The following is a 21,706-nucleotide window of genomic DNA, read 5'->3' as shown; positions in this document are numbered from 1 at the left end:
CAATTATCTCCCTCATCGCTTCGGGCGCCTGCGCGATCCAGCCCGAATCCGTTCGAGATGATCGGGGGGGACAAATCGGATGATCGCTCGGCGCGAGGGGATCATCAACTTCTGAAGCACCGTCGACATCTGGGCGTTCACCGTCTTCAATGACGTGCCGCGATACGCGGCGATCTCGGAGTCGGTGCAGCCGGCCGCGGCCAGTGCCGCGACTTCTTGCTCCGCTTTGGTCATGTTGTTCCACAGCGGAGAGACGCCGGTCGTTTCGTCCTTCGACGGGGTATCGGTCGACAACGTACCCAGCACGAACCGTTCCAATTCACTCGACTCCGGGCGCAGCTGGGCGCCCCAGTTCTCCGCGGCCGCATACGCGTCGACACCGAGCACTCGACGGGCCACCTCGGCAGCCTGGGCGGTCGCGGTGGCCAGCGGACCGAGGGCACCGAAACCACCCCCGAGCGCCTTGTGCGAGGTGCGCAGGCCGCCAACCACGCGCGCGGTCTCGGTCGCCAATGTCTGGACTCGCGCACCGTCGGACTGACTGCCGGCGAGGAGCTGGGTGATGACTTTCGCCAGCGACCAGGTTCGAACATGCAATATCCACAGCGCGCCCCACTGATCGTGAAAAGCCACCTGACGGGCCAGCGCCCGGCTACCGACGGTCAAGGCCTCCACCGCGTCCCCGTTTCGACTCAATGCCATCGCCCAAGTCAGTTCTGCCCAGGCCATTGCCCATTCGGCGCCTGCCGCGCGGACTCGATCGGAATGAATTCGCGCCCGTTCCATCGCCTCCTGTGGGGACCCGAGCAGGCCCGCAGCCAGCGCACTGAACATCTCGACGTGCACCGCACTACCGACGTCCCCACTCGCGCGGAACTTCGCGCTCGCGCGATCCAAGACATTGATGGCGTTGACATCGCCGTCGACCAGCATCAGCACCTGACCGTGCAAGAAATCTACCGATGCGGGACGATTCAGATCAGCCTCGCAATCCGCTCGCCAATCCGGCTTCGCAGCGGGGACGCGCCGTGAATCCGCGCAGCATTCAGCAAGGATCTGCTCAGTGTCTTCGCGCTGCCCCTGACACAGCATGAATCGAGCCAATGTCGCGGTTGCTCTTATCCGCTGCTGCTCGTCGACCGCGTCGACGCCGCATGCGGCCTCCAGCATCAGCTGGATCCATCGGCGCATCTCACGAACAGAGCCCATGTAGAACGGCGCGCGCAGATCGGTCAGCGCGATCAGGATCTCCAGCCCCAATGCGGCATCGTCCGGCCTGGCGATGCACCCCTCGATCGCGACCCGCAGGTTGTCCCAGGCCGCGCGCACCCACTCCAACAGGTCTTTCTCCGCCGGGCTGAACCAACTGCCCTTCGCCTCGACGACTTTGTCCCGGTAGTAGCGAGCATGCCTGTGTGCGAGCTGAGTCCATGCGTCCGTAGAACGCTGATTCAACCGCTCGCGTGCGAACACCCGAATGCTCTCCAGCAGCGAATATCGCACCGTCGTCGTAGTGAAATGCACGGTGACGAGCGACTGATCCACGAGGCGCTCGACAAGCGCCTCGATCTCTGTCCCGGTCAGTACCGCCTCTTCCGGGTTCAGTTCGGCAGAGACACGGTCCGCGGGACTGCAATCAGCGCCGATCCGCGCGATCGCCTCTAGTTCGGCGCCGATGGCGACATCAATGGAGTTCGGGTCGTCGGCTGTGTTCGCGTCGAAGCCCGGCGCGAACACCGACATGCGCTCGAGCAATAGTTGTTCTTTCGCGCTGCACAAGTCATACGACCAAGCGATGACGTCGGCGACTCGCATATGGCGTGCATCGACCCCGACCCGCGGCCCGTGCAACCACTGCGTGCGTCGATCGTCGTCCGAGCCGGTCAGCTGCCTGAGAATGTTCGCAAGCGGTTGATACCGCAGCTTCGCCGCGGCCAACTGGATGAACAGCGGATTGTTGTGCACGTGCCGGCAGATCGCGGCCGCTGCCTGCACTTCGTCCGGATCGCTGATCGCCTTGCCTGCCAGGCCTGCTCGGTGTTGAAACAGCGTCAGAGCCTCCGGCCTCGTCAAAGACGGAACCGCGACCAGTTGCTCATCGACCCACCCCAACGCTTCACGACTCGTCGCCACAACCGTCAACGCGGGTACGGCCTCCAGGAGTGCCGAGACAACCCGGCCGGCGCCATCGAGGATATGCTCGCAATTGTCCATCACAAGTACGGACTTCAGCCGCCCGCCGGTCTTGTCGGTGCGGGCGAGAGTGTCGACGACCGCCGTCCATGCGGACCTGTTGGAGAAATCGGCACCAACCACCGAACGCGCAACCTCGGCTTCGATCATGTCGAGATCGGCCTTCGCGTCCAGTTGCGCAAGCCTTACCCAGTACGTCGGAATACCGGAAGCCTTGTGAAACCTGCGTAACCCCTCGCCTGCCAGCCGAGTCTTCCCGATACCGCCCGAGCCGATCAACGTGACCAATCGAGCGGTACCGAGGAGGAGGCTGATGATTCGATCCAGTTCACGCTCGCGTCCGACGAAAAGCCCCGTCGCAGCAAGAAAACCGCCAGCGTTTTCATCCCGCCTGACCGCCATTTGACCGAGCCTAGCAATCAAACTGCGCGGTTCCCAAAGCTGACAATGTCCGTTCTATATGAGCGGCGCGGCTAGCACACGGCGCGGCCGGAGATCGGGCGGAACCAGCACTCCGGCGGTCCGGTGAACTTGAACGATCCGAACGACGCGTCGATGTCGTCAACCGGCCGCTGGTCGTATTCGGTCGGTGACAGGGGTTCCAGCGGTAGGCCGGCGGGAGCCGTGGCCGACGCCGCGGCGGTACCGAAAAGCATGATCGCCGCCGACGCCATAATGGTGCAGAACAGTTTTCCAGACGAAGACTTCAACGCAGACCTTCCCTCTTTTACGGGATCGCGCCGACAACAGGCGCAGTGCCACAACCAAAGCCCCAAGATACCGCCAGTGCCGGGGGGCGGCACGACCGCAGAAATGGGTGCATCCGCTCTCGCGGGGTGCCTTCCGCCGCTTCCTCTGAGGTGCATCCGGATCAGAAGCTCTCAGTTCTGGCATGCTCGCGGACATGGATGGCCTGATCACCTTCGAACGGGAGCGGATTGTTCACCTGGACGCCGGCACGTATCACTGGGTGAGTTCGAAATACTTCCGGATCGGCACAGACCGACCCGACGATGATTTGCTGACCGCTCTCGTCCACCATCCGCAATACCGCGACCACTACGCGGGCGGCAGCCCTGACCAGCAGGGAGCGCACAACCTGCACGGCCCCTACCAACTCCATCGCATCTCGGCGGAGAGTTTCCACCGAATCAGCGCAGACACCGCGCAGACACAGCTGCACCAATGGGCAGACCAGGCAAGCGGAACCATCTCGGCGGCCGTCCAAGACAGTCTCGACCGATGGGTGTACCCGATGCTGGCCACCGACGACGTCTTCGAGCTCCGCGACCCAGGTCCGGATGCCGTGCACGACTGGGGCTGGGTCGTCGGCGCTGCCAATGGATTTCACGAGTTCATCGCCATCGATCGAACCGACCGTCTCATGACCCTCATAGTCGCCGCCGACGATTGACAACCGAACGCGCTGGGAGCGACGGTACCCGCGACATCCCCGTGCGATCATCAACCGCACTTGCCACTCTCGAGAACCCCGATCCAGGTCTTTACGCTGCTGTCGCGCACGAAACTGAGATGGCGGTGGTCATGGAATGCTCGGTTGTCACTCGTTCCCGGCACGGTGTCGAGTGAGCGGATGGCTTCGCAGAATGCTCGGCCTGAGATCAATCGAAGCGGTCGACAACGTGACCCGTGCTGTGGAGCGGCTGCCAAGGGAGACCGGCGATATGCTGAAGCAAGTCGCACATCAGACGCCGGCATCCGATCTCGAGACCGCAGGACCTCTTCGGGAGGCCGTCGACGTAGATGGGATGCCGCATCCAGCCAGAATCGACAGTTCTGCACCCGCCCGAGCCGAACATTTCCTAGTGACACTCACTCGCGACGATAGATCAGCTTTTGCGTCCCTCACCGACGAGTTCTCCCTGCAGAACCTGATCGGCAACCTCAGGACCATGGTGGCGTTGCGCGAATCCGCAGGAAAGCAATTTTCTGCGGCGGAGAATAAAATTATCGCCCAGCTGGGCAAGATGGAGGCCGAGCACGGCGGCCGACTGAGCAAATCGAACCTACAGTTCCGATGGGTCTCGGCAACCGAGGATCGCGGCGTTCCGCAACTCGTGGAGGACGCACACGTACACGGAGGAGCAGAGCCCGATGACCCCTGGACGTACATAGGGGACAACGTCGTTGAAGATTTCATGGCGCAGCACCGAGGCGCGGGCGTTCTATTCGTCTATGACGGCGGGAAGCTGATATCGCCGAGTAAAAAAAGAAATGGATGCCGACTGGGCAGACCCTCGCGGCAAACATACCTATATGTACGCCAGGAAGCCTGCGCCGGGGCTGGAATTCAGCGACGCACTCATCGGGATGATCCGCTTCGACACCCCTGCTGACTGAGCGCGACACCTCGGCATCCCAACGATAGGTAGAGCCCTTTGAGGCAGACCGGCAGTGCGCTCCGGCGTGGCAGCGCCACCTGCGGCGGGCTGCCGCGATAGGTCAAGTGCAGCGCGAGGCGAATCGACCGGATCGGCGCTCTGTCCCGAGCCCAGCACTACGGGCGATGATCTCAGACTGTGACGCCCCTCGACCAGATCTGCGTACCGGTAGCCAACGCCGCCGCCTGATAGGGCGGTAGCCATTCACCTTCGAGCATGGCTTCGACGAGTGCAGAGCCAGAATTGCGCTGCAATTGCGCTTGATGCCGGGCTACATCCGCCCCCTTGGCCAGAACGGCCACGTACACGGTTGCGCTCGGACAGCTCGAGAACGCGGAGGCCCGATTGCGCTGGGTCTTGAGCACGCGCAACAGGCTCGGAGCAGCGACCGCGGCGGTCAGCAGTTCGTCGTCCTCAGGACACCATTCCGCCATCGCCCTGAAGCCGTACTCGGGCAAAAAGCCCGTGTCGAGCAGGTCGCCGACGGCCCAGATGCTCTGGACGAACCCGATCTTGACGAGCAATTCGAACTCCGCTTTGGTGAGGCCGACGTGAAGGTCCATCAACCGACTCGGCAAAAGTCGCAGTAAAGTGTCGATCTCGCGAAAACCCAGCAAGTGCCGCATCTTCCGGAGGTCTTCGTCGGGCATACGACCCGCGAGCCGACGGAGAAGTTCGATGAGATCTTCGATCACAAGGGGTGACTGTATTTCCCGGCCGTCTGTTTCCCACCGCTGGGACGCTCGTCCGGTCGACGACGAAGCAGTTGCACTGACGACATCCACGGAAGCACAGCGCCTTTCCCAATTTTGGTAAGCCACAGCGTGTCTATCGTGCGACTACCCTGGTTCTTCGGCCACATGGATAGAAGGGGTGGTCGCATGGCTGTAGAAATGTTGGTCGCTGTCGCAGGCGGTGCCGTCATCGTCGCGGTAGTCGCGGTTATGGTCATCCGGCGCCAACGTCTGCGTCGCCGACCTGTCAGTTCGGATCCGTTGACCCGTGCGCGACAGGCAGGCGCCGACTTGAGCGCGGACTACATGCGGCAGCGAGAGCGGCGCCGCAAAAAGGGCCCGAACCTCACAATGGGCGACAGCGGCCTCAGTGACACCAGCGTCGCCGGGTACGACGGCTACTAGCATCGGCGGACCGACGCAGTGTACACGAGGTAAGCCTCGATGATGCCGCGAATTCGGTCGCACACCCACCGAACTCCCGAGGTGCCCTGTCGAGCAGGGGTGGTCTTCGTGCGCGAGGCGACGGGCGCCAACGCCTATCACAACCGACGGCGCCACGACCGACAAACCAGCGGCAGCTAGTCGTCTGGAGAACATTTCTGTGCGTCAAGCCCGTGACTTTCGCAGGTAAGACGGGCGAAGTCGGCCAGGACTGACGCTCAACACCGGAATGCGCGCCGGCTTCCGCCGCTGAACAGGGCAGCGGAGACCCGATCGCGACAGTTGGAAACTGCCGCTGACGGCGGCCCTGTCACTAGCACCTCCCGGCAACCAAAACTCTGCCTTGCCACGCTTCCGCAAGGGGCGTCCGCCCCCGACGCTATTCCCAGGCTGTGGCATGCGGTAACGGTGTCAGTTGTATACGTTGTGCGCTGGTGCGATACCGGCCGGCGTCAGGCGAGTGATTTCCGAGGATGAGTCCATGGCGCGAATGAAGTTGGTCCAAGTAGCTACTCGGCTGGCGACCAAGCTCTTCGGCGGAGCGGATGCTGTTGCGGGGAGAACGAGCGAAATAGCGTCTACGCTGGAAAGTACCGCGAAGACACACATCGGCTCCGACGCCGAAGGCGGGCAGGAAGTTGCGAAAGCACGCGCACGCGTCCACGATGTGCCCGCTCGGACGTCCGAGCCCAGTTCCACGCACCGAGCCGCCGTCATGCGACCACACCCATCACTGGATGCGGAGTTGAGAAAACATCTGGGCGAGCCGATTGCAAAACAGTCGATCGTCACCGGTCCGCGCGCCCTCGAGGAAACATTCGGTCCCGGCTTCGAGCATTCTCCCGAGCTCGAGGTTTCGGTGCCCGACACAGCAGCGCTAGACCACCTTGTGCGGCAACCCGGATGGACGCGAATGAAATCGCGAGATGGACGCGACCTGGTCACGGATGGTCGTATCCGAGTCAGCGTCGGCGCGAATGGAGTTTCCCATGAGGATCTTGTGTCGCGCGGCTGGCGTGCCGGCGACGGACCTCTTATTGCCAGCGTCCCGGATACATGCAGTCTGATGCAGCGTAAGGGGTCGGTAGAGGATCTGAAAAACATTGATGAAGTCCGCCGACGGCTGCACAATCCCGAGAACGGGCCACTACCTGAACACGTCACCCATCGTGAACATCAGGACATCAGGACGCGTCTTCCGAGAGAGGCGCTCGACCATCCCTACGCACATAGCATGATCAAAATCGCGAGTCATCATGTGTACGCCGTGCGTAGCCTCATGGGGCATCCCGATATCCTCGCGCATGACGGTCTACCGCTTCTTCGACACTATTGGGGACCTACTGAAGCGATGGAGAACGGACTGCGAGCAACATATCATAATGGCCACGGCCTCATAAACGATCTCGAGCGCGGGCGACATAATCTGGACGCGTTGAGAGCGCAGGGGCTGGAAGTTCGAGCGCAAGACTACCTTTCTGTCGCAACGTCTGGATGCGCTGCGGATGGACGGTACGGCGGCAATCGCGCCGGGCACAGCGTCACCGCGGCCGACTATGACGAGCGGCGCTCAGGGGAGCTGGTTCGAGCGCATGCGATCCAGGAAGGTCTCCCCAGAGATGTGGCCGATGGGATGCGCAAGCAGGTGCTGGGCACCAAGTTTACCGAATCTACCGCTACTCGGCCCGGGATGCAGGCGGGACGGTTCGATCCCGATTGGCGTGTGCAAACTCTCGCCGGCGAGGACCTTGATGGACTGGGGCGCGGTCACGGCCCACTGGACGGGACCCGCCTGTTCTTGGAGGACAGCAATTCTACCCGAGTGGTATATAAGGATACCAACTTCCCGAATGGCGTAGTTCGCCCTGGCAGAGTCCTTATCGAACATGGCGTGGCGTGCGATTCGGTTGCAGATATGTGGCGAGGATTGGACGAGTTGGGTCACATTAAACCGGTGATCGACGGTGTACGCTGCGCCAAGTCGTTGCGCGAATTCGGCGGGGATCATTTCAGCCGAAATGCGGGGTTCACGCATCCAAACGGATATCAGGCACCTCCCCTTTACTTGGCCGCCCATACCGAGTTGGCTGTCCAAGTACGCACAGAGAATGCGGCGATCCTCAGAAAGTGGGCAGGAGAGGTATACCGAGGAAAGAGCTTCTTGGAAAACGATGCCGAAGCCCTCTCTTATGCTCAACAGGTAGGCGAGAAATATGGTCCTGACATGCTCTGACGCCTGTTCGCGCCCAAGTGGGATCGCTTGAATTAGGTCTTTACATACTACAAACCCCCGTGGCACCAAAACCGAGCGAGGGAACCGACCGATCCCCATCACCGTTGCAAAACAACCGGACGGGCTCAACGGCTGGCGATGCGACGATACGTTTCGCATGTCGGTCGTCGCAGGTGAGGTGCCCATCGGCGGTTCGCGCCGCCGGTGTCGCAGGGCCACCGACGAAGACGATGGGCGTTCCCGGCAACCGCGAGCGGATCGACAATGAGACGGAAGCGCTTCACCGAAGCACAGAGCAGGAACGTCGGCATCGGAGGCCCGCACGACGCGAACATGTAGCGTGCAGCACACTCGTTTGGACACAAGGGAGTGGCTGTCCCAGTTCAGAGAACTCGGTCCGGGCGCCGCACCGAGGGGCCTCGATGTCGTGATCAAGGTAACCGCCGAGGCATCAGCCGAGAGACAAGCACTGAACGAGCCAGCCGACCGGCACCCGCAGATCGAGGTGCGATCACGCACAACAGAGGCCCCTTCCTTCGAGAGGATCGGTCCAGGTTGCGCTTCTGCGGCAACCACATCCCCAACCTTGGGGACAGCCTCGATACGCCAGCCGCGCACCATATCAGGACACCGGTGGTGACGGTGGCCAACGAACCGGTCGGCATACTGGAGACGCACATATGAGCAGCGGCACGCGAGATTACATGATCACGGTGGCGCCGCACGCCGAAAATCAGAAGCCCAACCACCGGATCAGCGCGATCATCAGGCAGAACGAAGAGTTCGAGCCACGCATTATCGAACTCGCCATTTGCGGCCGAGATCCGAAAGATGATGTTGCCGACACCCTACGTTCGATCGACATCGAACAGCTCCAAGAGGCCTTGCTGAGCACAGTTGCCGCATTCGAGCTCATCGCCGGAGCGCCCGATTCGCTGTCGGATAAACAAAACCCACGCAGGCCTACTGGCAGCAACTCCGAGAAAAGCCCGTATCGCAAGATGCCGGACGCCGGCAAAGTCAAGTCGGAATTCCTCAAGACCGGCAGCGTCGGTCAACTGGCAAAACATTTCGGCGTCCCGCGGTACACAGCGCAAGCGTGGGTCGGACGACTACGACGTGCAGGTGTCCTGGCACCAGTTTCCCGTAAACCGCGTACCTGACAGCGGCTCACAGACCCGAGACGGCTATGGCACCGCAGGGGATCCACCTCGAACGACGGGAAGCCCGGCCGCTTTCCATGCCCGGAATCCCCCGACCATGTCGGTGGCATTGCGCAGGCCCAGCTCGTGCGCATCGCGGGCCGCCAGGCTGGAGGCATACCCTTCGTTGCACAGGATCACCACAGTGGTGTCCTCGGTGAGTCCGGCGAGCCGGAATTCGTTGTGCGGGTCGAGGCGCCATTCCAGCACGATCCGCTCAACGATCACCGCGCCGGGGATCTCCCCCTCGGCAAGACGATTCGCGTACGGCCGGATATCCACCAGCAGCGCCCCGATCCGCCAGTAGCCGCTCGGCTTGTTCCGGCTCGGCACGCACCAGGTTTGCCCGCGCCCGCGCGAGCATCGCCGCGGCGTTCATACGCCTGCGAAATCCGTCAGTGTCCGATATTCGCGCATCGGCCGCAACAGTGGTGAGTAGGCGTGTACGGAGGCTGCCGACCGGCCGCTTCCGTTGCGCAAGCGGTGAGCACGGTCCGGCCCGAAAGCGACCGCGGAACCAGCTGTCCCGACGGCACTGCGGATTCGGCTGTTCGGATAGATATAGTCCTCGTCCAGTGCCCCGAGCAGGACCGTGAACGAGCCGCGGGCGCCGCCATGATCGTGCGGCTCGGTCCCCTGGCCAGGAGCCCAGGACAACAACCACAGCTCGACGCCCATGGTCAGCGTGAGCCTTGTCCACCAACATTGCCGAGGATCGAACCGCAGGACCCGAGTAACGATTCGGTGAGGTCACGCGCGACCGCGCTGGTCAATCCGTGCAGTTCGTCCGGCGTCCACAGCGCACCTTCGGCGTCGACGAGAGGATGAATGTCTATGGCGTGCTTCAGATTCACCGGCAGAGGTGTGGTCACAAGGCGCTCCGGGCATGGCGATGTCGTGAAAGGTCGGGCAGGTCACCGACAACACGCACAAGCCGCGACACGAACCAGGTTGACAACCCGATCGCTCGTCATAAGCAGTCTTGGCACGAGCAGCAGATTACACCGAGCGCACGATCGCGCCGAGTTTCTCACCGCCGGGAAACATCGCGACGGACGCCGACGTCGCGATCCCCACTCTGGCTTCGCCACGCACAAGCACCATGTTCCCAGCGGTGGCAAGTGGGGGCCGGCTCGGTTCGATCAGGCTAGTGACATCCGGCAGAACAGGCATCGTCGGCGCAACGGTAGGGAGACGACGTGAGCGATTCGTCCGCCGTAGTGCCGGACGTCGGCGGCGGGATGATCCCAGCCCACATCTACAACGATCGCGGTCTCTTCGATCGGGAGAAGACCCATGTTTTCGGCCGTGCCTGGATCTTCGTCGCACACGAGTCGGAAATACCGCGGCGTGGCGACTACGTCGTCCGCCGAATAATCGATGATTCCTTCATCATCACCAGAGACGAGAACAACGAAATCCGTGCCCATTTCAACATGTGCCGCCATCGCGGTATGCAGATATGCCGCGCCGAAATCGGCAACGCGTCGCATTTCCGATGCCCCTACCATGGTTGGTCGTACCGCAACGACGGTCGCCTGGTCGGCGTCCCCTTCCACGAGGCCGCCTACGGCGGCGAACGCGGTCTCCGCCGCGGAGAATACCGTCTACTACCCGCTCCGGGCCTCGACACTTACAACGGGCTGATCTTCGTCACGATGGCTCCGGACAACGTCCCCCTGTCCGAATATCTCGGCGACTTCAAGTTTTACCTCGACTACTACACGAAGCAAAGTCCCAGTGGTATCGAGATACGCGGGCCGCAGCGGTGGCGCATCAACGCGAACTGGAAGATCGGGGCCGAGAATTTCGCCGGCGACATGTACCACACTCCACACACCCACTCATCGGTGGTCGAGATAGGGCTGTTCCGTGATGCCAAGGGCGCGAAGCGAAAAGACGGCGCCACCTACTGGGCGGGAAACGGCGGTGGTACCACCTACAAGCTCCCGCCGGGCGACTTCGACAAGCGCGCACGCTACGTCGGTTACCCCCAAGAAATGGTCGAACGTATGAAGAAATCTTTCTCCGAGGATCAAATCAACGTCATCGGAACGGACGGCTTCATGATATCGGCCGCAACCTTGTTCCCCAACTTGTCCTTTGTGCACAATTGGCCGCGCATAGCGGACTCCGAGGACGTACTGCCCTTCATCTCACTGCGGCAATGGCAGCCCGTCAGCGAACACGAGACCGAGGTTCTCTCCTGGTTCGTGGTCGATCGCGAGGCACCGGAATCCTTCAAAGCACTGTCCTACAAGGCTTATCTCATGTGCTTCGGGTCGACCGGCATGTTCGAGCAGGACGACGTGGAGAATTGGGTGTCACTGACCGATACGGCGGCCGGATCGATGGCGCGCCGGCTATCGCTCAACAGCCGGATGGGAATGCTCGAGGACGGCACCGATCTCGTCCGGCCGTTGACCAGAGACCAGTTCCACGGACCCGGCAGCGCACGTATCGGCTACAGCGAGCACAACCAGCGCGAGTTACTTGCTCGATGGGCCCACCATCTCGAACAGCGACTGGCTCCCTCCGTCCAGGAGGATGTCGATGCTTCCAGATGAACATGTCGCACCCGTCATCGACACCTGCTCCGGTCGATCGGTACTCGGCGCTCACGCCTCCCCGATTCAACGGATCGGCGCCGCATTGCCTTTCGATCACCCGCGGCATCTGCAGGCACACCACTGGCTGGTGCAGGAGGCCTGGCTCCTGGACGCCCAGGACTACACTGCATGGCTCGAGCTTCTCACCGACGACATCCACTATCTGATGCCGTCCCGGGTGACGACCGCATCCGGCGCCGGCTTCGACACCACCCCGGGCATGGCACATTTCGACGAGGACAAGTACTCCCTCGAGCGTCGGGTCGCACGCTTCCGCACCGAGCACGCATGGACCGAAGATCCACCATCACGGCTCCGGCATCACCTGTCCAACGTGCGTACGTTCGCCACCGCGGACGCACAGCACGTAGTCGTAGAGTCCGCCACTCTGCTGTTCCGGAACAGAGGCGACGTGCACGCGGGAGCATTGATCTCGGCCGGCCGCGAGGATCTGTTGCGACACACGGAAACTGGGTGGCAACTCGCACGGCGCACCATCATGGTCGACGACGCAGTGATCCGCATGCAGAATCTGGCGATATTCCTATGAGGCCGAACGAAGGCGATGATCGCACCGCGACGGACGCGCGACTTGCCGATCTGGTCGAGCACACCGTTGGTGAATCGTTTCGAGTAGCCAACGAATTCGCTGAGGTCAACGTACGCCAGGTACAGACCCGCACTGGTGCCCGGCTGTTGATCGAATCGCCGAAGTCGGGTCAGTGGGTATGCCTGTGCCCGCTCGAGCTGGAAGCACTGACCTGGCAGAACACGGCGACGTTCTCGGCCATGATCGGCAGCCCATTCCAGCCGCTCGCGGCCGACGAGCCCGAACGCCGATCCGAATGAACGGCTGGCTGGCCGGCCGCCGAGCGCTCGTGATCGGCGCGGGCTCAGGAATCGGCCGGGCCGTAGTCGCCGCCTATAGGGCCGAGGGGGCTCAGGTCGCTGTACTCGAGCGCGACTCCGCCAAGGCGGCCGCCCTGTGTCGCGAATTCGCGGACGTGCCGGTCACAGTCGGCGATGCTCGGACCAGGGTCGATAACGAGGCGGCAGTCGATATGGCCGTGAAGACCTTCGGCGGATTGGACACATTGGTCACTTGTGTCGGGGTTTTCGACTTCTATCGAAGCATCGCGGACATCGACGGCACAATCTTGGACGAAGCCTTCGACGAGATGTTCCATACCAATGTCAAAAGCATCCTGCACTCGGTTCGCGCGGCTTTGCCCGAATTACTGGCTGCCGACAGCGGAGTCATTCTGCTCACCGAGTCCACCTCGTCCTACTACCCTGGACGGGGCGGAGTACTCTATCTCGCCTCGAAGTATGCCGTTCGCGGGCTGGTCACCGCGCTGGCCCATGATCTCGCGCCAGACATCCGGGTGAACGGCGTCGCACCAGGCGGCACACTCGGGACCGATCTCCGTGGTCTGGCAAGTCTGGCGATGGCGCAGCGAAGCCTTGGTGACATACCAGGACGTGCCGAAGAGCTTGCTGCTCGTACACCACTACGAGTCGCACTCGACGGCGCTGATCACGCGTGGAGCTACGTCTTCCTTGCCTCGGACCGTGCCCGCGGCATCACCGGTGACACCGTGCATTCCGATGGCGGAGTAGCCGTCTCGGCTCCGAGGAAACGCTCCTGACAATGACTGAGTATATCCGCGACTTGTTTGAGGCTTGCCCTCTGCCGAGACCGGTACGATTGCACCTAATAATGCCCAGGATGGGATAGCGTATTGCTCGACGATCTGGCTCAGCTTTTGCAGCAGACGACCCCCGGAACATCAGTGAACGGATTCGGCATATTAACGGTTTCATGGCCAGCCGTTTTCAAGTTTGTGGCAGAGAGATCTACGCTGGGGTTGACGAAACTCGCACGGTAGAGTCCTTCAATGCAACGCGATTCAGGATGTCTGAGAAACCTGTCATTACCGACCCAATGCGAATGTCACGTACGAACATTAACTATGACTATTCTTGCAGGTGCGGAAAAGTAGAGATAAATGCAATTGCATTCACGATGAAATCATCAGCACTACCAGGTCTGGCACTTGTCCAGCGTGCGGTCGCCTTGAAAGTGCTTGTCTTGTCAGGCCGTGCAGCACATCCCGAGACGTCGATGTTGACCCATAGCAAGCTGGGTTGAAGACTCAGACACCCGACGGGAGAGCGAAGCTGCAGCAGATGGCGGGTATTAGGCACTACCAGACCTTTCGTCCCGGACCCGCAATGGTGAACCCTGCTTACAACCGAAATAATTTACGCTGGATCAATAGTTGCGCTGTTACAGCCACCGCATTCGAGCTATCAGGCGAGGGGAAGATGTCATTACCGAGCCCACATCACCAGCGGTGAGATCTAGATCCACACCTGATCACTGAGAAGAGTGAGGACGTGATTCACGACGGTGATCCGCAGAGGACGCGTGCAGATCGACAAGTTCGGGATTCCGCCGCGCTGTGTGGTTCACACCCGATTCCCGGTCGACGACGAAGCGACTGCGTAAACGACCACATCGGACGCACAGCACCATCCCCAATTTTGGAAAGCCAAGGCGCATTCGGTGGTGATTACCCTGATCTTCGACCACGTATACAGAAGGAGTGGTCGCATGACTACAGTAATGCTGGCCGCTGTCCCAGGCGGTGTCATCATCTTCGCGCTTGTAGCAGTGCTGATCGCCCGGCGCCGAGACCTCCGTCGCCGCCCTCTTGGTTCGGATCCGTTGACCCGCGCGCCACAGGCGGATGCCAACCCCAGCGCGCACTACATACGACAGCGAGATCGCCGCCGCCCCGAAGAGGACTTCGCGAGCCGCACAATGGGCCGCAGCGGTCCTAGTGACACCAGCTTCGGTGGAATCGACGGCTATTGGCACCAGCTGCCACGCTAGGGTCGGTACGGTGGGTAACCATTTCAGCGCCGATGCTGTGGGCCTGGACATATACATGACCAACGGCAGCACCGATGTGTTCTGCGACGTGATCGCTTTGGCTGGTTCAGCCGCGGCGGGCACCGGGTGGCAGCAAAATCTGGTGCTCCACTTCTGCGATCTAGCGCGAAACGCCCGCGGCTTCGGCGGGTTTGACATGGCAGAGCTGCCATGGACGCGGAACTACAATCACGAGCAGAAATTCTTCATCGACCTTCTCGATCGTGCGAACCGCCGAACTGGATGGGACCAGTTGCACTACAACCCCTCGATCGATCACCATCTCGCGGCTTTCACGCGGATGCTCACCGAGTTCCGCCCCAGCCAGACAATCGATTCCCGTTTCGGCGACTGGACCGTCGCCCCTAACCGATATCACCTCGAACGATGCTCCCGGCACGGGGTCTACCAGGGCGAATTCGAATGCCGCCTGTGCGACCCGGAATTGCAGCCCTCGGACGCTCCCACCGTCTGGCAACTGACCAGTACCCTAACCGAGAATGGAGTGATCGCAGATCGCGAAATACGACAAATTCCCGACGAATTGGTCACCCGCGTCCATGCAATAGTCGGCACGCAAGGACAAGGATCAACAGGGATACTCATCGAACGGCACCATCTCGAACAGATCTCCTCTCTTGTGGAACATCCACTAGATCTGCGAGCACGGCACCGGCTGGGCAAGGCCATCGCCTGACCACTCCGCTAGCACCTCCGATGGCGGCTTAAGGATATTCGAGAATTCGGTAGTTTGTCGGCGTGTGATTCCTAATACGTAGGAATGGGCAGTCCTAAGCTGTAGGCTCCGAGCTCGAATGTGATCTGCTTCATCGGTGTCTCGCGCAGCGGAAGCAGTGCGACCATCCCGGGTGGTGAACCGGTCGACCAGATGAGGTTGTCTGGCCCGCCGACGACCCATCGGGCGTCGGCGGCACGGCCGGCCCTGTCGGCCCACTTGCGTCACACAGATTATGGGCAGCCATCGAACGAATTGCTCAGTGCCGCGAAGGTGATCAGAGGCCCCGGCGCGGCCGGACAGGTTTGGCGCGAACCGGTGACGTCGTGCAAGGGCAGATCAAGATCCACTCGGTCCCCGACCGGGAAACCGTAGTGGAGTTGACCGGACTGTTCGTCGTGCCCGAGTACCGTGAGACAGGAGCGGAGTCTTCTTGTGACGAATGGGTACGCAAGCATGACTTATCAGCGAGCCGAGAGGCGTTAAAGCGAGGACAGTATTCACGCCGAAGGCCTCTACACTAGGCACGGTTTCATCCGTGTCGGTTACGAGCCCAGCCACTACCCGGACGGAAAGGGGGCTGGCTCGTATGACCAAAAACTGCATTGACTCCATGTGTCAAGGTGCCAGGTATCTAGGCCGCGGTCGGCAAAATCCTTTTAACGCTTGCCGTCCGGCTCACTTTCGCAATCGGATCTGAAGCCGTGCCATGGCAAGTACCGTGACGCATTCCGTGACTTGTAAAACCGTATTTTTGGGCTTCGCCATCAGTCCTGCAGACGAAGGCCCAGGATTGAATGGCCGTGATCACGAGCCTCGACGCAGTGAACGGCGCAGAAACGGACTACGCACTCGCCTTGAAGGGTGAGTGAATCGACACCAGGCCCAGGCATGTCTTCCCGTCGGTGAACGGAACCATGCTACTCCGGTGCTCTAGCATTGGTCCGGTGCCTCCGCGCTTCGACATGCACATCCATGTCCAACCCGCCATCCGCCGCATAGCTCTTCGCGGCATTACCGACCGGTGTCTCAATGCTAAAGACCAGCGGGATTATCGATTCGATATCCTTGTCCGAATGTTCATTTCATGAGACTCGGCTTGGGGTGACCTGACAACGGCGAACGCCGCCGAGGCAGAGAGGGACGGCGTTCGGATGCGGAAGGAACTCTCCACCTGGCCGTCCATGATAACCCTGGATACTCGGCGACATATATAGTGCGGCGTTCAAACAATATCGGATCCCTAAATGGTGATCATCTAAAGCTCACATTGCAAACTGCTCGCAGTGGACACGGGTGCCAGGCCGATGCGTAGCCCACCTTCTAGGCGGTTTCGATGATGTTACAAGACCGAAGTCGGCTTTTTTGAATTCAATGGAATGTGAGTAGTGGATGGACGCACCGGGACGGGAGTGGCTCGTGGAGTTCAGAAAGCTCGCACGGAGCATCGAGTACATCATCGATGGCTACATCCGGCGGAGCCGGAATTTCACAACAGGATACGCGCGTCACATCCGCGCGTCGGCAACCAAGGTCGAACAGATCGATAGTTACTCTCCGGTCCAATTCTTGGATCGATCGATGTTCAGCGACTTTGCTTCGTCACCCAGGGGCTCAATCGGCAGAATCCATCGTCGCTTCGATTCGAAACCGGGCTGGAAAAAGAATGGCATCCGCCATTTCGATTCAAACAGGGAAGGCGAGGAATACGGTGATAGGTATTTGAGCGAGACATTCCGTAGACTCCCGCCTGAGTGCAGGCGTGAAGTTCTCCGATATACAGATTTTGCTAATCCATACAATCTCATTCTTCGCCCGCGCGGGTTGATGGACTCAACGGTGATGGAAAACAGTCTGCGAGCGCTATATTTCAATGTAGACAACGGACTGGAGCTATTCCACCTGGTGGACGGGACGACTCCCGGGCTGTCGGACTTATTTAAGGCCCTGAATCGGACTGATATCAACCGGACGCAGCGCGATTTGATCAGGCGCATCGATAGTTCGCCTACCCCCCGTTGGGAACTACAGAAAATACTTCGTCTAAATTCAGGCATGCGCGGTTGTTTCATGGCAGCTTTTGACGGTTGGCCAAGATGGAGCGATGTCGAGCAACGTATCCTCCTTCTCGATAGGGCGCTCGATCATCCCCTACCGGAGGGGTTGCGGATTCACCGCAATCTCGTCGATCCGATATTCATGATGGACGGAAACAGCCCATTCGAACTAGTTGGTACCGAATGGCACGAACCGTCATATATTTCGGGATCATTGGGAAAGACCCCTATACAACAGCCAGGTTTGAAGCACGGAATCTGCTCAACCCAGCTGCATCTAGACGCGCCCGAGGGCACTCCCGGTTTATATATCGGCCGAGAAAGTACTCATTCCGATCAGCGTGAAATACTGCTACAACGCGGATTGAGCTACACGTTTACTAGCGTTCGACGCGAAGGACGTATCTGGCACCTTTATGCCACGATTGAATCGTGAAATCTCATTTCGAATGTCCTTACGGCGATGAGTGCTGGAATCACAGAGGACAACAGGCGAGTCGGCCGAAATTACCTCCACAGCAAACCACTCGACAACCTGATCAACCCCGACCGCAAGATTTGAAACCGGTGCTCTAACCCAGAAACCAAGGATACCCATGCGAAACGCCTTACGCAACATGATAGAGTAAACACGCCATGCTTCAGCATGCCCGCGCTACACGTCTAGCGACGTATAATAACAGTTCTCGAATACACGGCGACGATATCCCTGACGCAGCGACGAGCCCGAGTCCCCTCTCACGCATAAACGTGCGACATATGAGTTGCGTTCAGGGGTTCAAGAGGCCTCCGAGCGCGACACATGTGCCCCATCAGGGCTCTTGCGCCCCGATTTTCGGCATCGGTGCCAGCTACGGTGCTCAAGAGACCCCGAATACGCGCCGCGACTCCATCGACAACCACGCGAGAAGTCTGCCCGAATCGGTCAGGAACCCAGTCACATACCCGACCGGCTGTCCTCTTCTGGATAACTAGGTGATCGCTGACCCATCTCGCACGAGGCATTCACGTATCGGCGTGTCTCCTCGAGCACGTTTTCCCGAACCCGTGCAAGGCCAGCAGCCAAGGTGTAATAGCCCTACGATCACCCTCCACTCAAAAGCCCAGCCAAACTGGCAGTCCCTGCAATCGGACACCGCTATGCAGCAGTTAGCCCTAGTGCGACGCGGGCAGCGAAGGCTCGTCACCAGAGTTAGCTGGTCCGGAGGTGAGTGCTTCAAGTTCAAACCGATCCGCGGACCGGCCCCGACTGCGAGCTCGGCGCCCAAAGGTGCTGCTCTGTACCGTGGGCCAATTCGGTGCGCTCCTCAAACCGGGTCGACCGAATCGGAGGAACAGGAACACCAGGTCATTGCACTACAGGACGTAACACTGGCGAGGAGAGCTGTGGGCTTCCCTATTCGAGGGAATGATTTCGGGCTCGATCGGATGGGATGATCGAGTGCTGCGATCCATCGATGTCGGCACGGTGCTCAGCAATTGTGTGGTGCGAGCGAGTCATCCCAGGAGACTGGTCGACCGGACCTCGGATTCACGGTTGCGTGACTCGTGGGTTAGTTCTGCCTCGCAATCTGTTGTGTACCGCGCTCTGAGCACTGACTACCGGATCCCGGGCGCCGGGCCGACCGGTCCGCGTCCAGGCCCGCCGACGGGCAGCTTCCGATTCTGGTTCGCGACCCAGAGCTGGGAGTGGTCGCCGGAGGTGTACCGGATGCACGGCTACAGACCCGGTGAGATCGAGCCGACGACGGAATTGCTTCTGGCGCACAAACATCCCGCCGACCGGGAACACGTTGCCGCAGCGTTCGCGCGGTCGATCGAGCGCGGTGAGCCGTTCTCGAGCCAGCATCGGTTCATCGACACCTCCGGCGACGAGCACAAGGTGATGGTGGTCGCGGACCGCATCGACGACGACACCGGCGTCGCGGTGGGCACCGCCGGGTTCTACATCGATCTCTCGGGCACCCTGGCCCAGAACCGGCGCGACACCATCGCCGAGGAGCTGCCGGAGATGATCGAGGCCCGCGCAGTGATCGAGCAGGCCAAAGGCGTACTCATGCGCATGTACCGGCTCAACGCCAGCCAGGCCTTCGACGTGCTCGTATGGCAGTCACAGCAGACCAACGTCAAACTCCGCGACCTCGCCGAGCAACTCATCGCCGAGATCCCCGCCCTGCCCCCGCTCCGCCCAGTGTGGTGACCGCGTTCGACCACATGCTGCTGACCTTGCACCAGCGCATCCCACACCGGTGACCGCCGGTCGAAGAAGAGGGGCCAGCCCTCCTCCCTGGCCACCGTCCTGCGTCTGCTGCGCGGACAAGAGGGTCGACGCCGATAGCGTCCCGGGATGGGAATTTTATCGGCGGTCAGGGGTTCCGGATGGGGTCACACCCTTTGCACCGTTACCGATCTCGTGCCGGGCGCGGCCCGCGCCGACACGGATCCGGCCGCTCATCTCCGTCTCCGGAAACCTCAGTACACCGCGTCATCGATGAGCGCTAAGTCGAAGGGGTATGTGCCATCGGAGTGGTATCCGCCATCGGAGTGGTATCCCCCATCCGGGGTGGTATCCGCGCTCGTAGGGGTATGCGCCATCGGAGTGCTGGTCTCCGGGCGCCCGACCGTCTCCGGATGTCACAGCCGGCCGGCTGGACGCCTCCCACGGCTCGGCCTGTGCCACAACCGATCCCGCGGCCAGCATCGCGAGGGCCGCACACACCCCCGCGGCGAATCGAGTTGCTACCTGCATGACATTCCCACCCTCCATTCGTGTGCCCCTCGGCACCCGGATTGCTACGGTGCAATCACCGTATGAGGATCGGCCGGCCTTCACCTGAGTGACCGTCTACTCGAATCCCCGAGTGCGACAAGGGTTCTCCACCTGCAACCTCGACGGCTTGCACGCAACAGCTCGGCGCGCCGCCGGCCAGCCGCGGCAGCCGAAAACAATGACCTACCAGCGGATTACGCCATACGCGTTGTTTTTCGCGCCGTTGCTACCGGAACCCCAGTACCCGATGCTCGGCAAGACCGTCGGCGGCCGAGCTTCAGGCAAGGCCTTGCCTAGAACCAGAGGTTCCAAGTCGCAGGACGTGTCGGAGGTAACGGCTACCGTCAGGCCGTGATCATCACGAATAAGGAGAGCCTCGGCGGGATGGCGCGGCAGTGGGCCGCAGCCGCAGCGAACATGCTCAACGAGGCAGTCGAAGATCCGCGCGCAGCTGGCGAAGGGCAGGCCGCGACGATGGACCGCGTGCGAGTCTTCCAGGCGCAAGCGCAGATCTACGCCACGCTTGAGGTGGCCGAACGTATCCGTGATGTCCAAGCGTCCATGCCGGATTGACTCTTAATCGATTGCGAGGCGACCTCACACGGATTGGCCCTTGCTGGATTCCGCAGACACCCTGCGGCGCACAGGAATCCCGGTGCGCCGCATCATCGGCCCTTTCAGTTCGGTGTCCGCTTCCTATCGCGGTACTCCTGCTGTTTGCAAGCGGGAGAACAGTATCGAGGCCGGCGTCCTCTGCGCCGACGCACTAGCCGCATTCGGCATACGCGGCAGTGACGCCCCGTCGGGGAAGGAGGTGCCTGGTCGCCGTAATACACCGCAAGCCCAGCGAGGTACTCGGAGTTGGACTGCAATTTCGACAGCCGGTCGCCTAGGTAGACGGCGATGGTTAAGTCAGGGTTCTGGTCTTTTCCTTTTATCGTGGAGAGGTTGAGGCTGAGCATGTGGCGAAGGACGAAGGCGTCTTCGCGTGACATTGTTCCGTCGATTGCGCGGTCAAGTTCCTCGCCGAGGAACCCAGCGGCGACTCGGTCAGCCAGAGCGTCCAGCTTGCGGGACGACCGACGGCTCATTCGCTTTCCTTCCGGTTTCCTCGGGTCCGGCGCCAGGCAGAGATGCTTCGCTTCCGCGAGATCCCCGGGCGACGTCCGAATGCTGCGGCGAAGGCTTCGAACACCCGCGGGACATCCTCGGGGCGAGCACGCCACAACGCGGTGGTCGCAACGATGATGACCGTCACCGCAAGGATCAGTAACGGCAACTGCACCCAGAACACTGCCCACCCACTATTCAGCACCGCAGCATTCAGCACCGCAGCCGTGACGGCATGGACTGACATGACTCCCTCTCTGAAAACGACAAAGGCCCCC

The 21,706-nt window shown here is 61.0% G+C and carries 19 protein-coding genes; 12 read left to right on the top strand and 7 right to left on the bottom strand.

The window, feature by feature from the left end; translation table 11 throughout:
- Window positions 1-12: 12 nt before the first annotated feature.
- The gene (locus ACFYO1_RS01970; RefSeq protein WP_387226213.1) at window positions 13-2,595 is read right to left on the bottom strand and encodes a LuxR C-terminal-related transcriptional regulator; all 2,583 of its coding nucleotides are present in this window, start codon (window positions 2,593-2,595) and stop codon (window positions 13-15) included.
- A 71-nt stretch (window positions 2,596-2,666) separates the two neighbouring features.
- On the bottom strand, window positions 2,667-2,903 hold the full coding sequence (locus tag ACFYO1_RS01965) for a hypothetical protein (protein ID WP_387226211.1): 237 nt from the start codon (window positions 2,901-2,903) through the stop codon (window positions 2,667-2,669).
- Window positions 2,904-3,097: 194 nt separating this feature from the next.
- Between ACFYO1_RS01965 and ACFYO1_RS01960 the strand changes: the two genes are divergently transcribed.
- A complete protein-coding gene (locus ACFYO1_RS01960) occupies window positions 3,098-3,607 on the top strand; it encodes a hypothetical protein (protein WP_387226210.1) in 510 nt (169 codons plus the stop codon).
- Between the two features lie 172 nt (window positions 3,608-3,779).
- Window positions 3,780-4,550, top strand: a complete 771-nt coding sequence (locus ACFYO1_RS01955; RefSeq protein WP_387226208.1) for a hypothetical protein — start codon at window positions 3,780-3,782, stop codon at window positions 4,548-4,550.
- 176 nt (window positions 4,551-4,726) lie between these two features.
- Here ACFYO1_RS01955 and ACFYO1_RS01950 read toward each other — a convergent pair whose 3' ends face one another.
- On the bottom strand, window positions 4,727-5,290 hold the full coding sequence (locus ACFYO1_RS01950) for a hypothetical protein (protein WP_387226206.1): 564 nt from the start codon (window positions 5,288-5,290) through the stop codon (window positions 4,727-4,729).
- Window positions 5,291-6,254: 964 nt separating this feature from the next.
- Here ACFYO1_RS01950 and ACFYO1_RS01945 point away from each other — a divergent pair.
- Window positions 6,255-8,006, top strand: a complete 1,752-nt coding sequence (locus ACFYO1_RS01945; RefSeq protein ID WP_387226204.1) for a hypothetical protein — start codon at window positions 6,255-6,257, stop codon at window positions 8,004-8,006.
- Window positions 8,007-8,686: 680 nt separating this feature from the next.
- Window positions 8,687-9,169, top strand: coding sequence for a helix-turn-helix domain-containing protein (locus ACFYO1_RS01940; RefSeq protein WP_387226203.1), 483 nt, complete (start codon window positions 8,687-8,689; stop codon window positions 9,167-9,169).
- Window positions 9,170-9,193: 24 nt separating this feature from the next.
- Here ACFYO1_RS01940 and ACFYO1_RS01935 read toward each other — a convergent pair whose 3' ends face one another.
- From ACFYO1_RS01935 to ACFYO1_RS01925, 3 genes are read right to left on the bottom strand one after another with little or no spacing between them, the layout of a single operon-like run.
- Window positions 9,194-9,541, bottom strand: a complete 348-nt coding sequence (locus ACFYO1_RS01935) for a rhodanese-like domain-containing protein (RefSeq protein ID WP_387226201.1) — start codon at window positions 9,539-9,541, stop codon at window positions 9,194-9,196.
- A gap of 42 nt (window positions 9,542-9,583) precedes the next feature.
- Entirely contained in the window at window positions 9,584-9,886 is a 303-nt protein-coding gene (locus tag ACFYO1_RS01930) for a cysteine dioxygenase (protein WP_387226199.1), read from the bottom strand.
- A 2-nt stretch (window positions 9,887-9,888) separates the two neighbouring features.
- A complete protein-coding gene (locus ACFYO1_RS01925; protein ID WP_387226197.1) occupies window positions 9,889-10,080 on the bottom strand; it encodes a hypothetical protein in 192 nt (63 codons plus the stop codon).
- 327 nt (window positions 10,081-10,407) lie between these two features.
- Here ACFYO1_RS01925 and ACFYO1_RS01920 point away from each other — a divergent pair, with 327 nt between their 5' ends.
- The 8 genes from ACFYO1_RS01920 (at window position 10,408) to ACFYO1_RS01885 (ending at window position 20,891) form a co-directional block, all read left to right on the top strand.
- Window positions 10,408-11,775 (top strand): aromatic ring-hydroxylating dioxygenase subunit alpha, encoded by a 1,368-nt coding sequence (locus ACFYO1_RS01920; RefSeq protein ID WP_387226196.1) that lies wholly within the window; start codon window positions 10,408-10,410, stop codon window positions 11,773-11,775.
- Window positions 11,762-12,367, top strand: a complete 606-nt coding sequence (locus ACFYO1_RS01915) for a 3-phenylpropionate/cinnamic acid dioxygenase subunit beta (protein WP_387226194.1) — start codon at window positions 11,762-11,764, stop codon at window positions 12,365-12,367. The genes ACFYO1_RS01920 and ACFYO1_RS01915 overlap by 14 nt, the downstream gene beginning before the upstream one ends.
- Window positions 12,364-12,666, top strand: a complete 303-nt coding sequence (locus ACFYO1_RS01910; RefSeq protein WP_387226192.1) for a hypothetical protein — start codon at window positions 12,364-12,366, stop codon at window positions 12,664-12,666. Before ACFYO1_RS01915 ends, ACFYO1_RS01910 begins: the two co-directional genes overlap by 4 nt.
- Window positions 12,663-13,466, top strand: a complete 804-nt coding sequence (gene hcaB / locus ACFYO1_RS01905) for a 3-(cis-5,6-dihydroxycyclohexa-1,3-dien-1-yl)propanoate dehydrogenase (protein WP_387226190.1) — start codon at window positions 12,663-12,665, stop codon at window positions 13,464-13,466. Before ACFYO1_RS01910 ends, hcaB begins: the two co-directional genes overlap by 4 nt.
- A gap of 1,260 nt (window positions 13,467-14,726) precedes the next feature.
- Window positions 14,727-15,452 (top strand): hypothetical protein, encoded by a 726-nt coding sequence (locus tag ACFYO1_RS01900; RefSeq protein WP_387226188.1) that lies wholly within the window; start codon window positions 14,727-14,729, stop codon window positions 15,450-15,452.
- Window positions 15,453-16,910: 1,458 nt separating this feature from the next.
- Window positions 16,911-17,984, top strand: a complete 1,074-nt coding sequence (locus ACFYO1_RS01895; protein ID WP_387226186.1) for an ADP-ribosyltransferase — start codon at window positions 16,911-16,913, stop codon at window positions 17,982-17,984.
- Between the two features lie 1,275 nt (window positions 17,985-19,259).
- A complete protein-coding gene (locus ACFYO1_RS01890) occupies window positions 19,260-19,748 on the top strand; it encodes a PAS and ANTAR domain-containing protein (RefSeq protein ID WP_387226184.1) in 489 nt (162 codons plus the stop codon).
- A gap of 921 nt (window positions 19,749-20,669) precedes the next feature.
- Complete coding sequence (locus ACFYO1_RS01885; protein WP_387226182.1) at window positions 20,670-20,891, top strand: hypothetical protein; 222 nt, start codon at window positions 20,670-20,672, stop codon at window positions 20,889-20,891.
- A gap of 514 nt (window positions 20,892-21,405) precedes the next feature.
- Here the strand turns inward: ACFYO1_RS01885 and ACFYO1_RS01880 are convergent.
- Complete coding sequence (locus tag ACFYO1_RS01880) at window positions 21,406-21,675, bottom strand: hypothetical protein (RefSeq protein WP_387226180.1); 270 nt, start codon at window positions 21,673-21,675, stop codon at window positions 21,406-21,408.
- Between the last annotated feature and the right edge of the window lie 31 nt (window positions 21,676-21,706).

The organism is Nocardia sp. NPDC006044, from assembly GCF_042871115.1.
In the GTDB taxonomy this organism is placed as follows: Bacteria; Actinomycetota; Actinomycetes; order Mycobacteriales; family Mycobacteriaceae; genus Nocardia.
The sequence above is the reverse complement of the archived record's forward strand: the minus strand, read 5'-3'. Positions and strand labels throughout refer to the sequence as shown.